Source organism: Aneurinibacillus soli (assembly GCF_002355375.1).
In the GTDB taxonomy this organism is placed as follows: Bacteria; Bacillota; Bacilli; order Aneurinibacillales; family Aneurinibacillaceae; genus Aneurinibacillus; species Aneurinibacillus soli.
The window spans coordinates 2,945,277-2,959,652 of the sequence record NZ_AP017312.1 but is presented as its reverse complement, the minus strand read 5'-3'; the positions used below and the strand labels follow the sequence as shown (position 1 = coordinate 2,959,652).

The window sequence follows — 14,376 nt, the reverse complement described above, 5'->3', positions numbered from 1 at the left end:
TCGTGGGTACCTTTTGCGGGCGAGTTCGCCGGGCTCCTGAAGCGGACAGTTTAGACTTCCCCGCCAAGCGTACCCGGGCGAACGGCTTCTCTCTTCTCGACTTCCCCACCAAACTTGCACGATTCCACAAACAGAAAAAGCGAGACACATGCAAAAAGGAGCTCATCGAGAGCTCCTTTTTGTGTTAGCGAACCGCATCCATAAAGATAGATGTATACATCATGCCCGCTGCAAGCACAGCAGCAAGTCCAATGTATGCCGCCCCGTATATCCAGCGGGTGCGTGCCGGTACTTCATAGTACGGTTCATCACGGATCATATGAACCTCCTGTGGCAATGGTTCATACCGTTCCACAGCAAGTTTGATGCCCAGGTGTACAGTATTACCCTCTACCCGTGTTTGAACAAGCTGTGCGTCATGCACCAGGCCGTCAGCGAATGGGAAAGTTTCTTCATGATCAAGTCCTGGATAATAAAGGGTAAGCAGATCTTTCTGCGCCGCGATATCTCCGAGATGGTGGAATGGCAGGCGCCGCGAGTGTTCAACTGCTGGAATGAACGCACCCTGTTCATCAAACAGACGCTGCGGAACCGACCAGACGATGTACTGTGCAGTAAATGGAGAGGTAGCGATATGTTCCGGTACTGCGGCAGCTTTCTTTTTGCGGCGGTAGCTGCTGTATAGTTCCCAGGCGAACATTCCCCAGAATAATAGCAGAATAAATAGTTTGAAGTATACAATCAGCACAAGTCCCCCCACGAGTCCGATCACCCATAACCAGCGGGAGATTGCCGCTGCAATTTTGCCTCCGTCAAGTGGATACATCGGCAGCAGGTTGAATAAATTCAGCGAGAAACCGAGGAAGGCAATGACATACAGTGGTTCAGAACCAGTCGCAAAGCCTGCTAGTAGCGCTGCCGCTGCACCTAGTCCGCCAATAAACGGTCCATAAATCGCAATATACGCTTCTGTCTCTGCGTCCTGCGGCAGTTTTTTCATCATGACAGCCGCACCAAAAAACGGAATAAAGGCAGGCAAGCTGACGGGAAGCCCCCGACGTTTTGCAGCCCAGACATGGCCCAGTTCATGAATAAGTAGCATCGCCACAAGGCCAAGCGCGATGCTCCACGGATAAAGTAACATATAGGCGCCGATCGATAGGAGCATTGTCCAGATCATCGTGCCGAATTTCCCCATTTTAAGAATTGGTAGCAGGAATTTTAGCTTCCCGCCGAATAGCAGCAGAAACCCACCAATGCCGCCAAGCGTTTTCCAGCTGCGTTTTTCTTTCTTTGTATTGTCCAACAGTAACCTCTCCTTCTTTCTCTTTTCCTTACTATGTACGAAACGTAGGCATGCGAAGTTGCAGAAAGATGCTGTCTTAAAAGCTGTAATACGGCGACTAAGGCAGTCGCGTACCGAAACGAACGGCTCCTTCCTTCTCCCACTCCCTCACCACCAAACGTTGTCGATTCTACAAAAAAAGGCCGTCCCGTTCGCCATGTTCTGGCTTTTGGGACAGCCTGATACGTTCTCTTATAGAGCTCCTACCTTAATCGCTGCTTGGGCAGCAGCCAGGCGTGCCGCTGGAATGCGCGGTGGCAGGCACGAAATGAAATGTAATCCGGTATTCTGCAGGAACAGAACAGAGTTTTTCTCGCTCGTATGGTCGCCGCATACACCAAGGCGAAGATTTGGGTTCTGCATGAGTCCCTGCTGGATACTGTACGTAATCAGCTGACCGACTCCTTCCTCATCGAGCACAACGAACGGGTTTTCTGGCAGAATTTTATGATCGAGATAATAAGCGAGATATTTACCTTCCGCATCATCACGGCTAAAGCCGTACGTTGATTGTGTTAAATCATTCGTTCCGAATGTGAAGAAATCGGCGTACTGTGCCATTTTATCGGCGGTCATGCAGGCGCGTGGTAGCTCGATAAAGGCACCGACTGGAATGTCAATGCGGTCACGGTACACACTGAATACTTGTTCTAATGCTTCGGTCACGTTTTCTTTCACAGCTTTCATCTCGCGCCAATCGCTGACAAGGGGCACGATAATATTCGGGTAGACAAGAATGCCTTGTGATTTGAGCTGTAGAGCCGCTTCCGCAATAGCACGTGTCTGGATTTCATAAATTTCTGGGTATGTAATCCCGATACGGCAACCCCGATGACCAAAAGACGGATTGAGTTCATGCAGGACACTGATTCGCTTCTGCAATGCTTCTTTTTCCGTCAGGAGTTCGATATCCCCGGCAACACGAGCCCGTTCAATTTCAATCGCCAGCTGGGACGGATTTGGCAGGAATTCATGTAGCGGCGGATCGAGTAGCCGGATGGTGACGGGTTTGCCTTCCATTGCGCGGAAGATACCGCAGAAATCGGATTTTTGCATCGGAATAAGCTTATTCAGCGCTTTGCGCCGGTCCCGCTTCGTCGGGGCAAGAATCATCTGGGTAACAATCGGGAGACGCTCTGGGTCCATAAACATGAGCTCAGTGCGGCATAAGCCGACGCCTTCCGCGCCCATGCGTGCTGCCAGTTCCGCTTCCTGCGGCGTGTTTACGCTGCTATGTACTTCCAGTGTTTTATATTCATTCGCCCAGCTAAGAAGTGTACGGAATTCCTGTGAGAACTTAGGCGGTACAAGCGGTACTTCACCGAGAATGACCCGTCCGGTGGAGCCGCAAATGGTAATCATATCGCCTTCGTGCAGCACAGTTGAATCTGTAATCAGCTGGCGTTGCTTCATGTCTACTTTGAATGATTCACATCCGACAACAGATGGTGTGCCGAGATCGCGTGCGACAACAGCTGCGTGACTTGTGACCCCGCCACGTGTGGTGAGCACACCTGCGCTAGCAAGGATACCATGAATATCTTCCGGTGTTGTCTCCTGGCGGACAAGAATAACCGAATGTCCGGTGCGGTGCTGGCGTTCCGCTTCTTCTGCGTCGAATACAATAATGCCGGTGGCTGCTCCGGTGCTTGCTTCAAGCCCGTAGCCAAGTACTTCTAAGTCTGCCTCCGGATCAATCGTATGCTGCATGAGTGGAGAGAGGGAAGCCGGATCTACGCGCAACATCGCTTCTTCTTTTGTAATCAGGCCTTCATTCGCCATATCAACTGCGATTTTAATGTTTGCTTCTGCTGTCCGCTTGGCAGATCGTGTCTGCAAAATGTATAGCTTGCCCTCTTCAATGGTAAACTCAATGTCCTGCACATCGTGATAATGACGTTCGAGCTGAATGGCCACCTGTTCAAATTCATCATATACAGCTGGCAGCTTCTGACGCAGTATATCAAGCGAATGGGGTGTACGGATGCCCGCCACAATATCTTCGCCCTGGGCATTAAACATGAATTCCCCGAACAGGTTATCATCCCCGGTAGACGGATGGCGGGTGAATGCGATCCCGGTTCCTGAATTCGGGCCCAGGTTGCCAAATACCATCTGCTGAATGGTTACAGCCGTTCCGATATGATTCGGGATTTTGTGAATGCGCCGATAAATCATCGCCCGGTTGTTGTACCACGAACCAAATATAGCTCCAATGGACATGAGAAGCTGCTGACGGGGGTCCTGCGGGAACTTCTGGCCCGTCTCCTGGTATACGATGTCTTTAAACGTCACGATCAGGTCCAGCAACTGTTCGTTGTTCAATTGTGAATCCTGTGTGACTCCGGCTATCTCCTTCGTTTTTTCGAGCTCATCTTCAAAAAGATCACTGTCCACTCCAAGCACGATGGAGCTAAACATTTGGATGAAGCGGCGGTACGAGTCATATGCAAAGTGTGTCAGCCTGTTTTGTTTCGCTAAGGCGGACACTGTATAATCGTTCATTCCAAGATTCAAAACCGTATCCATCATGCCGGGCATGGAAGTGGATGAGCCGGAACGAACCGATACAAGCAGTGGGTTTTCCGGATGACCGAAACGTCTGCCTGTTGTTTCTTCCAGTAAACCGAGTGCGTTGTAGATCTCCTGCTCAATCAGAGGATGAATCTTTTTTCCTTCTTCGTAGAAGCGTCGGCATGCGCTCGTCGTAATGGTAAAACCAGGCGGTACCGGAAGTGTGAGACCGGCCATCTCCGCAAGGTTGGCACCTTTACGTCCGAGCTGTTCATTCATCGACGCATTACCTTCATGGAACAGGTATACATATTTTTCACTCATGGTATATCGCGCTAGGCGACAGACACCTCCAATTTTCCAGCAAGTGCGGGATTGTCAAAATGCTACTAGTACAATGATACATTTATTATATTGCGGGGCAACTAATCGTTGTGTGACATAACCGTTACATTTTGTAAGGGTCATATGTTTTTAATTGTCGTCCTCCTTTTTCCTCCGGTATACTTATAGATAGTTCTGTAAACGTTTTAAAATTCCTGCTAGTCGGGCAGTGGAGAAGAGGGAGCGTATAATGGACAAACTTGTTACGGTATCATGGTTGAAGGAACGGGAGAAAGAGCAGGATGTACGGATTATTGATTGCCGGTTCGTGCTAGGGAACCCGGAAGCGGGGCGAGCAGCGTATGAAGAGGGTCATATTCCGGGCGCAATCTATTGGGATCTCGAACGAGACCTGTCAGCACCGAAAGCAGAGCACGGTGGCCGCCATCCGTGGCCATCGGTGGACGCATTCGTACGTACCGTCGAAGAAGCGGGCATTACTCATGAGATGCGAGTTGTGCTGTATGATGACCAGAATGGAGCAATGGCTGCACGCGCATATCAGCTGCTGCGCTATATTGGACATGAACAGGCGGCGCTGCTTAATGGCGGGTATGCGGCATGGAAAGCGGCGTATCCGCTTACGAAAGATGTGCCGGACGTACAGCGGACAAATTATGAGCCGCGTATCGCAGATGAGATGCTGCGATCAATGGAAGACGTTCGGGCAAATTGTGTTAGCGGCAATGCGCTGCTTATTGACTCGCGTGCGTATAACCGCTATACGGGTGAAGCTGAAACCGTTGATCCAGTGGGCGGCCATATTCCGGGTGCCGTTAATTACGATTGGCAGCATGTTGTGAATCATGACGGCACATGGAAAACGCATGAAGAATTGGAGCGTCATTTTGCTGATGTGCCGCATGATCGGGATGTAATTGTATATTGTGGGTCCGGTGTGACAGCGTGTGCGAACTTATTTGCGCTAGAGCGGATCGGCTATCGCAATGTGAAGTTGTATCCAGGGAGCTGGAGTGATTGGATTTCGTATGCGGATAATGAGAAAAAGCAAGGTGCACAACCATAAACACATTATGTGAACAAGATGTTACTGAATAAAAATAAAACCGGACAGCTAGTACCGCCGTCCGGTTTTATTTTTATGGTGTAGTAAAGGTAATAATCCCCGTCATACCAGAGCGTAGCGTATGATTTGGATTGGCAAGCAAAACGTTAACGGTAAATTTGTTGGTGTCGGGTTCTGCTTTGGGACTAATTGATTTGATCGCACCAGAGAACGTTTGTTGCAGTGATTCAACCCGTACAGAGGCATGCTGACCGGTCTTAATATGGAGAAGTTCCTGCTCTGGCACGCTGGTGGACACATACATTTCATCCAGATTGATGATTGTCATGAGTGGCTGAGCAGGGCTCGCTAGTTCGCCTGTTTGAACGGTTTTGGTCGCGACTATGCCCTTACTCGGACTTTTGATCGTGCTGTTTGCAAGATTATACGTTTGCGCGTCCACAAGTGCCCTCGATTTATCTACCACAGCAGCGGCCTGTGCTTTTACTTCCGGAATGGCTCCGTTTTCTGCCTTCGTAAGCAAGGCTTTCATCTGTTCTGCAGTAGCTGCTAGAGCACGTAGATTCTCGGGAGTGGAGCCTGCTCTGGCAAGTGCGAGATCGCTTTTGGCGTTCGCATAGCGGGCATCGGCCTGCTTGAGGGCTAGTTCGGCATCCTCATACGGTTGCTTGGCAAGTGCGCCCTGATTGTATAGCTGTTTGGCACGGTTCCATTTGACAGAGGCTGCGTCCAGTGCTGTTTTGGCATCAAGTACACCCGTTTCCAGTTTGGCGATTTCTTCTGGGCGCTTGCCTTTTTTGGCTTCTAGATAGCGCTCGTATGCTTGCTCGTAGGCGGCTTGGGCAGCGCGAACCTCTTCGGCGCGAGTGCCACGTTTGATCTCGGCGTATTTGGCTTCGGCAGCAGCCAGATCGGCGCGTGCACTGTTTAGCTGTGCGGCTAAGTCAGTTTGCTCCAGTGTAACGAGCACATCGCCAGGGTTGACAGTGTCGCCCACATCTTTATGTACACCAGATACCCGACCGGATACACGGGATACGATTGCTGTCTCGACAACAGCCGTCAGGCGACCAGAGTAGCTTGTTTTGCCCGGTATCGATTGGGCATCGGCTGCTTTGGCGTTGCCTGTCATAGCCAGGCTGGCCGGTTTGGCGGTGTCGCATCCGGTGAGTGTTACTAGAAGCAGAAGTCCAGACGCGATGAATCGTGACTTATTCATAAAATTCCTCCTTGTTATGCGAGCGGTCTATGCTTCGGCTGCGAGCGGAGCGTCTTGTTTTCTGGCCGCTGTTTTCGTTTCTTTAATGAGCAGTGTGATCGGGATTGCCGCTACAAGGAATAGCATCGCGACAAGCAATGCATCGTCGAGTGCCTGAATGGCTGCATATTTGCGAACGAGCCCTGCTGCTGATGCAAGCGCCTGTCCGTATGCTTGCGAACTATCAAGTCCTGTCCCTATATATTGCTGCTGCATGGTGGATAAGTAGGTGGAAGTGGGCAGATTGTCTGCTGTTACCGTTTCGGCATAGTGCACAGCATGCTTCGTTCCTTGTGTTTGATAGACAGACGTAAGAACGGCAACCCCGACAGACATTGCGATCTGTCGCGCCACATTCAGCAGGGCTGTTGCGCCACCCGTTTGTTCCCGTGCAAGTGCTTGGAGCGGCAATTGCATCGATGTCATCATACAGAAGCCAAGACCGAAGCCGCGCAGAAGCAGGACGAGCTGGATGTAGCCGTACGATGTTTTGTCATTCAGGTGGATGAGCAGAAGACCGCTTACAGAAGAAATAATAAGTCCAAGCAGAATCAGCTTTCGACCGCCCATCCGGTTGAGCAAAATCGCTGATGTAATGAATGTAATGAACCCCTGGGCCAGCGTTTGCGGCAGCATTAGCACACCTGTTTCCATGGCAGAATAGCCAAGCAGATTCTCAGCATAAATCGGGATGAGGAAGACGACGCCAAACATGCCGATCATCATCAGGCAGTTCACCGCCATGCCGAGCGTAAAATCAGGAATGGCCAGCAGACGAATGTTCAAAATGGGCTGTTCGGTCGTTAGCGCCCGGTAGACAAACAACAGCAAACAAATAAAGGATGCCATGAGCAGGATGATGATATAAAACGATGTCCAGCCTTTTTCTTCTCCTTTTGCTACCGCTAGAAGCAGAGTGGTGAGCATAAGAGCTGAGTACAAAAAGCCGGGCAGATCGAAGCGAAGATCATTGCGAATCGGCGTTTCCCGCAGGAATGTCCAGGCGAGCAGGATGCCAATGATTCCGATCGGTACATTAAGTGTAAAAATAAAATGCCAGTCTAAATGCTCGACAATATAGCCAGACAATGTTGGTCCCACAGCGGGCGCAACCATGGCCGAGATACCGAATACCCCCATTGCTGGTCCCATTTTCTCCTGTGGGACCTCATGGTAGATTAATGCCTGCCCAACTGGCATGAGCATGCCACCTCCGATTGCCTGAATGATGCGAGCAACAATCATACTGGTGTTGCTCCAGGCAATGCCGCACAACAGTGAACCGATTGTAAACAAGATAAAGGCGCCGATATACGTCCGTTTCATGCCAAATCGATCGCCGAGATAGCCGGTGAGAGGGATGACTGCGGCCATCGCCAGTGTGTACGAGGTGAGCACCCACTGAATTTCGGATGCGGACACGCCGAATACATTCATCATTTTGGGCAGGGCGACGTTTACAATACTCGTATCGAGGATCGCCATGAATGTGCCGGTTACGATAGCGAACAGGGCGGGCCAAAAAGAAGGTTTCATTAGATTGCCCCCTTATCGCACATGGATCTTCACGACAGCGTTCAGTCCTGGCTTGAAATCATACGGGCCGTCTGTGAAAGCGATCTTGACTGGCACGCGCTGGGTTACTTTGGTAAAGTTGCCTCCAGTATTCATCGGTGGAAGCAAGGAGAATGCGGACTGAGTTGCCTCCATAATTTCTTTAACTTTGCCGTGGAATACACTGCCTGGATACATGTCAATCTCGATATCAACAGGCTGGCCGATCTTAATTTGACTCGCGTTTGTCTCTTCAATATTGGCTTTAATGTACAAATCTTTCTTGCTAACAACGGTCGCAAGGGTACTGCCTGCTGCGACGACTTCTCCTGGCTTGGCGATTTTTTGCAGCACAACACCTGTGATCGGAGAACGGACGAAGGCATTGTCTACGCTGCTGACGTTCGTCTGTTCCTGTTCAAACAAAATGTCGTCCGCCTTTACCTGACTGCCCTCCTCAAATGTCTCCCGGGCAATCTTGCCGGGAATCGTGGAAGCCACTTTGTAAATATCTCCGGTCACAGTCGCATCTTCTGTTTTGACATAGTAGTAATCTTCATACCCGTAATACCCGGCCACCCCGAGCGCTGCCACAACAACGCCCCCGATTAGTGTGCGGGCCACTTTCTTTTTATCCATCACAACTCCTCCTCAGCATGCTGTAAAGCAAGCACATACTTGCATGATGTTCAAAAAAATTACGGAGTCAGTCCGCGTGCGAATATGTGTAAGCAACTGCGGATAAATTCATCATGCGTAAGCGTAGTAATCCGCTGTTGAAACCGTGCCCGGGAAATAAAATAACCAAAATTCGTCCAGATAAAATGCATGGCCTGGGCTTCAATATTCGTCTCGATCACATGTCCGCGCCGCTGCATTTCGGTTAAATACTCAATCAGCAGAACTTTGAGCTGGCGGGGAATTTTGGCGATTTCTTCTTGGAGTTCCGGTAGCTGATCGGCCTCTTTGAAGCCGATTACAATCACATCGCGGTTTTGTTCCATCACATCAAAATACGCTTTGCTGAACAAATAAAGATCGTGTTCGAGATTCCACGTAATCGTTTCCTGGAACGCCTTTGTAATGCTAGGTACATAAGAGAATGCGGCGACTGCTGCCCCAATCAGACCGGCTTTGTTTCCAAAATGGCGAAACAGGGTCACTTCATTAACCCCGGCGGCTTCTGCAATTGATCGGGTAGTCATTGCTTTAATTCCTTTTTCTCGCATGAGTGTAATGGTAGCCTGTAAAATTTTTTCGCGTGTCTCGTTGAGGGTGCCTTCCAATTACCTCGCTCCTTTTTTTATCATTTCCATGCAAGTATGTGCTTGCATGGATTGTAAAACGCGAAAAAGCACCTGTCAAGATAAAGAAGACAGATGCTTATCAATGTCATATGTAAGCTCGTCAGCACATTCATACGGCGCGATGGTTTCAGTGTGAGAGGAGGACTTTGCCGAATAGGCGCGTAAAAAAGAGAGTAGACCTTGACATAAAAAGACAAAATATTCATAAAAAATAGAGTATACTATATATAGTAATACAAGCGATGCAATAAGAGAGGGGGCACATCATGTTTAGAAACGAACTACTATCGATTGTATGGGAAAAGGGACGTGTAGAGGTAGGCGAGTTAGCCCGGCTTCTAAACACGACAACAGATCTGGTAGAGATGGAAGCTAATCTTTGTGCATCGAACGGCTGGTTGCGTCAGCTTGATTCGCTCATTGTTGCTACGCCTAGCACGAATATGCAGCAATAAACTAGAATCAGCGGGGGCTGTCTCAAAAGCTGTAACACGGCGATTGAGGCAGCCTCTTTTTTATTGTTGTAGGTTTTCTACAAAGTGTGGTGGAGGAGTGGGATCGGGCGGGGCCTCGTCACTTTGGTACGCTTACAGGGAAGTTATAACTGTCCGCTCCAGGTGCCCGGCGAACTCGCCCACAAAAGGTGCCCGCAACGCTTCGGTGAACCAACATCGTAGTTTTTTCTTTGCGGGCGAGTTAGCCGGGCTCTCGGAGCGGACAGCCGCCGCTTCCCTGTAAGCGTACCGAAACGAACGGCTTATCCCTTCTCCCACTCCCTCACCACCATACGTTGTCGATCCCACAAAAAACAGCTGTCCTGCTCGTCATGTTCTGTCCTTTGGGATAGCCTCCACTTTGCAATCGTTCTCGTGTGTGCAACATTTCCCGGGGAAGCGCAAAAATAGACGCAATCAGCAGCATTTCGACAGACAGCTCCCCCTTGTACTTGCATATACATTAAAGAAAGTAAAATAGATGAAATAACAGGATAGGCGTAACGTGCTGTTTAAAACTTCTTTCCCGGTACAGACTACAAAGAGTATGACTGGAAAGGGGTTTTTATTTATGACGTGGAAATGTCCGTATTGCGGCAGTCAATATGGGATGCCGTATCAGGATAGCAACCTGGTGGGGATGCTTTGCTTAGAGCCTAATTGTGGTCGCATGCATGCGATGACGGAAGAAGAAAGCCAGGAAGAGGAAACACATCACTTTACGTCTGATTTGTAGCAGAATGTTGGTGTGCTCTTCCAGATGGGGTACAATAAGGGAAGAGAGAAAGGAGCGACGATATGAGTGAATTAACATTTGTAAGCCATACGAATCCGGGCCGCAGTGTGCATGTGCTTCCGACTGACAAGTTCAAGACAACGACCATACTTATGCACATCGCGCTGCCGCTTGATGAACAGCTTGTAACGAAGGGTGCGCTTCTGCCGAATGTGCTGGCGCGCGGGACGGCCAATCATCCTGACCCGGCGCGTCTTCAGCGTCATCTTGATGCGTTATACGGCGCTGTTTTTAGTACGGGAGTGATGAAGCGAGGCGAACGCCAGATTATTCAGTTGTATCTCGAAGTGGCGAACGAAAAATTCCTGCATGAGGCAGAACCACTACTTGAGAAGGCAGTTGCTTTCTTCGGAGACGTATTGCTGCATCCACTGGTGGAGAGCGGGGCATTCTCCGAGAAGTTCGTAGCGCTTGAGAAGGAAGCCCTGGCGAAGCGAATTGAAGGATTGATTGATGATAAAATGCGCTATGCCAACCAGCGCCTGGTTGAAGAGATGTGCAAAGACGAACCGTATCGCCTGCTTTCGTACGGACGCAAGGAAGACATCAGCGGGATCACCCCGCAGTCGCTGTATGAATTTTATCAGCATGTGCTAACATCGTATCCGATTGACCTGTATGTGATAGGGGACGTGAATCCGGATGAAGTGCAGACATTAATCGACCGCTATGTGTCGCTTCCGGCTTACGGCGGACAAACGCTGCCACCGATAGCGCAAAAATCGGCACCGGAAGCGGCCCGCGCAGTAAAAGAAGAAATGAATGTTGCCCAGGGCAAGCTGAACATTGGTTTGCGCACCGGCATTACATACGCCGACCGCGACTATGTCACTCTTATGGTGTATAATGGCGTGCTCGGTAGTTTTCCGCATTCCAAACTGTTTATGAACGTGCGGGAAAAAGCGTCGCTTGCTTACTATGCTGTTTCACAGCTAGAAAGTCAGAAGGGGCTGTGCATGATTATGTCTGGCGTGGAAACTGCCAACTATGAGCAAGCACTTCGTATTATTAAAGAGCAGCTAACGATGATGGAGAATGGCGACATCAGCGACCTCGAGCTGAATCAGACAAAGGCGATGCTCATTAACCAGCTGCGGGAAACACAGGACAGCGCCGCAGCGATTGTGAGCATGGATTATAACGGACGACTTGCAGGTAAAAGTCGTTCGCTTCAGGAAACACTAGAGGCCATTCAAGCCGTTACGAAAGAAGACATTGCGCGCGTCGCCCGGCAGGTGCAGATGGATACGATTTATTTCCTAAGCGGGAAGGAGGAAGCCTGATGAGAACGGTACAGTATAACCAGCTGAATGAAACGTTGTATTACGAAGAACTTCCGAATGGCCTGCAGGTATACATTTTGCCGAAGCAGGGATTTAGTAAGACATATGCAACTTTTACAACAAAATATGGTTCCATCGATAACGAATTCACACAGCCGGGCAAGGAGCGTCTGCATGTGCCAGACGGCATTGCGCATTTTTTGGAGCATAAGATGTTTGAGCAGAAGGAAGGCGATGTGTTTGCTGAATTTTCGGCGCATGGTGCATCCGCTAATGCCTTTACAAGCTTCGATAGAACAGCGTATTTGTTCTCAAGCACTCAGGATGTTCCGCATAATGTGGAGACCCTGCTGAATTTTGTGCAAGATCCGCATTTTACGGATGAGAATGTGGAGAAGGAAAAAGGGATCATCGGCCAGGAGATCCGTATGTATGATGATGATGCAGACTGGCGGGTGTATTTTGGGCTCATTGCGAATTTTTATCATCATCATCCGATTAAGATCGACATTGCCGGAACAGTCGAATCGATCAGTGCGATTACAAAGGATCTGCTGTATGAATGCTACAACACGTTCTATCATCCGTCCAACATGCTGCTGTTCATCGTAGGCGCTGTGAATCCGGATGAGATGATCGAGCTTGTACGCCGCAACCAGGCCGCAAAGCCGTACGAGAAGCAGGCAGAGATCCCGCGCTTCTACCCAGAAGAGCCGACTTCAGTAGCGCAAGAACGTTCTATCGTTCACTTACCAGTCGGTGTGCCAAAGTGTATGTTCGGCTTTAAGGACAAAGAGACGGGTCTGACGGGAGAAGCCTTGTTAAAACGGGAGGTTGCCACTGAAATTGTCATGGATGTGCTGTTTAGCCCGAGTTCGGCTCTGTATCAGCAGCTGTATGACGAAGGATTGATTACGGATAGTTTCGGTGCGGATTACTCGGGAGAAGTGGCGTATGGCTTTTCGTTGATCGGCGGTGATACAAAAGATCCGGATGCGCTTGTGTCTACAGTTCGCGCCGAGCTTGTAAACATCGTGGCGAAAGGAATTGATGCCGAGTCATTTGAGCTGTCGCGTAAAAAGAAAACAGGGGAATTTTTACGGTCACTGAATTCTGTGGAGTTTATCGCAAACTCCTTTACGAAATACAAATTCGGGGGCACGGATCTATTCCGCCGCGCGGATGTGCTAGAAGCCATTACGCTTGCGGATGTGAATGAGCGGTTGCGTGAACATATCGACTTCGATCAGCTTTCCGTGTCGATTGTTAAGTCTCCTGAGACGAAGCAGTAACATAGAGAGGGAGAGAATCAGTGGAGGAACGTCATAGAAGGCTTGCGGGCATTACAGGTGCGAGCCGGGGAATTGGGGCAGCGATGGCTGTCCGCTTCGCGCGAGATGGATATGATCTCGTGCTTCATTATAATCGAGCGCAGGAAGAAGCGGAGTGTGTGGCGGAGATTTGTCGCACAGCAGGTGCTCATGTCACACTTATACAGGCCGATTTTTCGCGGACAGACGGGATTGTGGACTGGGAGGCGGGCTTGCCCCGTACACCAGATGTTCTCATGCTAAATGCAGGCATAAGTCGCTATGGACTGATTCAGGACGTGACCGGAGCGGAGTGGGATGCCATGATGAATGTGCATGTGCGGGCCCCATTTTTCTGCGCTCGCCAGGCCGTACCGGATATGGTCCGCCAGGGATTTGGACGCATCATTACGGTCTCGTCAGTGTGGGGATTAACCGGAGCAAGCTTTGAAGTATTGTATTCTACGGCTAAGGGCGCCGTTATTTCGTTTACCAAAGCGCTTGCCCAGGAAGTAGCGCCATCGGGCATTACGGTCAATTGTATTGCCCCGGGAATGATCGCGACCGAGATGATGACGAATGCATTCAGTCCGGATGAGCTAGCATCGATTGCAGACGACATCCCTGCCGGGCGAGCGGGCACACCGGAAGAAGTAGCAGCGGTGGCAGCGTTTCTTGCACGGGAGGAAGCGGCGTATGTGAACGGGCAGGTGATTAGTCCGAACGGAGCCTGGATTTGCTAATTCATCGTGTATAAAAAGGGAAGGCATGTGGCATCTTACAAATGGAGGGGAAGCATACCCCCTGCAATGCCAACATGAAGGAGGAAGTTACATGTCAATCCTTGAGAGCTTCGATGACTGGAAACACTTTCTTGCCAGCCGTGTTACACAGGCAGCAAGCAGCGGTATGAATCGTGATACAATGGAAAACGCTGCCTACCAGATCGGTAGCTATTTGTCCAATCAAGTAGATCCGAAAAACGATGAAGAGCGTCTGCTGAAAGAACTGTGGGATGCAGGAAACGATGAGGAACGCCGCGCAATGGCAAGTGTTATGATTAACTACGTGCAGAACAAAAAGCAGTAATGCGGGTCGTCCCCT

At 49.9% G+C, this 14,376-nt stretch carries 13 protein-coding genes; 7 read left to right on the top strand and 6 right to left on the bottom strand.

Features of this window, described 5'->3' with window-relative positions; all coding sequences use genetic code 11:
- Window positions 1-184: 184 nt before the first annotated feature.
- Together CB4_RS14895 and ppdK are read right to left on the bottom strand one after the other, a co-directional pair.
- Window positions 185-1,306 carry a site-2 protease family protein gene (locus CB4_RS14895; RefSeq protein WP_096466543.1) on the bottom strand — a complete coding sequence of 374 codons (1,122 nt, stop codon included), beginning with the start codon at window positions 1,304-1,306 and terminating at the stop codon, window positions 185-187.
- A gap of 231 nt (window positions 1,307-1,537) precedes the next feature.
- Entirely contained in the window at window positions 1,538-4,183 is a 2,646-nt protein-coding gene (gene ppdK, locus CB4_RS14890; protein ID WP_096466542.1) for a pyruvate, phosphate dikinase, read from the bottom strand.
- Window positions 4,184-4,433: 250 nt separating this feature from the next.
- Between ppdK and CB4_RS14885 the strand changes: the two genes are divergently transcribed.
- The gene (locus CB4_RS14885; RefSeq protein WP_096466541.1) at window positions 4,434-5,270 is read left to right on the top strand and encodes a sulfurtransferase; all 837 of its coding nucleotides are present in this window, start codon (window positions 4,434-4,436) and stop codon (window positions 5,268-5,270) included.
- A 73-nt stretch (window positions 5,271-5,343) separates the two neighbouring features.
- Here the strand turns inward: CB4_RS14885 and CB4_RS14880 are convergent, their stop codons facing one another.
- From CB4_RS14880 to CB4_RS14865, 4 genes are read right to left on the bottom strand one after another with little or no spacing between them, the layout of a single operon-like run.
- Window positions 5,344-6,489 (bottom strand): HlyD family secretion protein, encoded by a 1,146-nt coding sequence (locus CB4_RS14880; RefSeq protein ID WP_096466540.1) that lies wholly within the window; start codon window positions 6,487-6,489, stop codon window positions 5,344-5,346.
- Between the two features lie 27 nt (window positions 6,490-6,516).
- Window positions 6,517-8,064 (bottom strand): DHA2 family efflux MFS transporter permease subunit, encoded by a 1,548-nt coding sequence (locus tag CB4_RS14875; RefSeq protein WP_096466539.1) that lies wholly within the window; start codon window positions 8,062-8,064, stop codon window positions 6,517-6,519.
- Window positions 8,065-8,076: 12 nt separating this feature from the next.
- On the bottom strand, window positions 8,077-8,721 hold the full coding sequence (locus CB4_RS14870; protein ID WP_096466538.1) for an efflux RND transporter periplasmic adaptor subunit: 645 nt from the start codon (window positions 8,719-8,721) through the stop codon (window positions 8,077-8,079).
- A 59-nt stretch (window positions 8,722-8,780) separates the two neighbouring features.
- Entirely contained in the window at window positions 8,781-9,368 is a 588-nt protein-coding gene (locus CB4_RS14865; RefSeq protein WP_096466537.1) for a TetR/AcrR family transcriptional regulator, read from the bottom strand.
- A gap of 287 nt (window positions 9,369-9,655) precedes the next feature.
- Here CB4_RS14865 and CB4_RS14860 point away from each other — a divergent pair, with 287 nt between their 5' ends.
- The 6 genes from CB4_RS14860 to CB4_RS14840 all read left to right on the top strand — a co-directional run bounded on the left by CB4_RS14860 (window position 9,656) and on the right by CB4_RS14840 (window position 14,361).
- The gene (locus tag CB4_RS14860) at window positions 9,656-9,844 is read left to right on the top strand and encodes a hypothetical protein (RefSeq protein ID WP_096466536.1); all 189 of its coding nucleotides are present in this window, start codon (window positions 9,656-9,658) and stop codon (window positions 9,842-9,844) included.
- Window positions 9,845-10,454: 610 nt separating this feature from the next.
- On the top strand, window positions 10,455-10,619 hold the full coding sequence (locus CB4_RS21275) for a hypothetical protein (protein WP_172890890.1): 165 nt from the start codon (window positions 10,455-10,457) through the stop codon (window positions 10,617-10,619).
- Window positions 10,620-10,681: 62 nt separating this feature from the next.
- Window positions 10,682-11,962 (top strand): EF-P 5-aminopentanol modification-associated protein YfmF, encoded by a 1,281-nt coding sequence (gene yfmF, locus CB4_RS14855; protein ID WP_096466535.1) that lies wholly within the window; start codon window positions 10,682-10,684, stop codon window positions 11,960-11,962.
- Entirely contained in the window at window positions 11,962-13,254 is a 1,293-nt protein-coding gene (gene yfmH / locus CB4_RS14850; RefSeq protein ID WP_096466534.1) for an EF-P 5-aminopentanol modification-associated protein YfmH, read from the top strand. Before yfmF ends, yfmH begins: the two co-directional genes overlap by 1 nt.
- 20 nt (window positions 13,255-13,274) lie before the next feature.
- Window positions 13,275-14,015 carry an elongation factor P 5-aminopentanone reductase gene (gene ymfI / locus CB4_RS14845; protein WP_231956031.1) on the top strand — a complete coding sequence of 247 codons (741 nt, stop codon included), beginning with the start codon at window positions 13,275-13,277 and terminating at the stop codon, window positions 14,013-14,015.
- A gap of 91 nt (window positions 14,016-14,106) precedes the next feature.
- Window positions 14,107-14,361 carry a DUF3243 domain-containing protein gene (locus CB4_RS14840; protein WP_096466533.1) on the top strand — a complete coding sequence of 85 codons (255 nt, stop codon included), beginning with the start codon at window positions 14,107-14,109 and terminating at the stop codon, window positions 14,359-14,361.
- The last annotated feature ends 15 nt before the right edge of the window (window positions 14,362-14,376 follow it).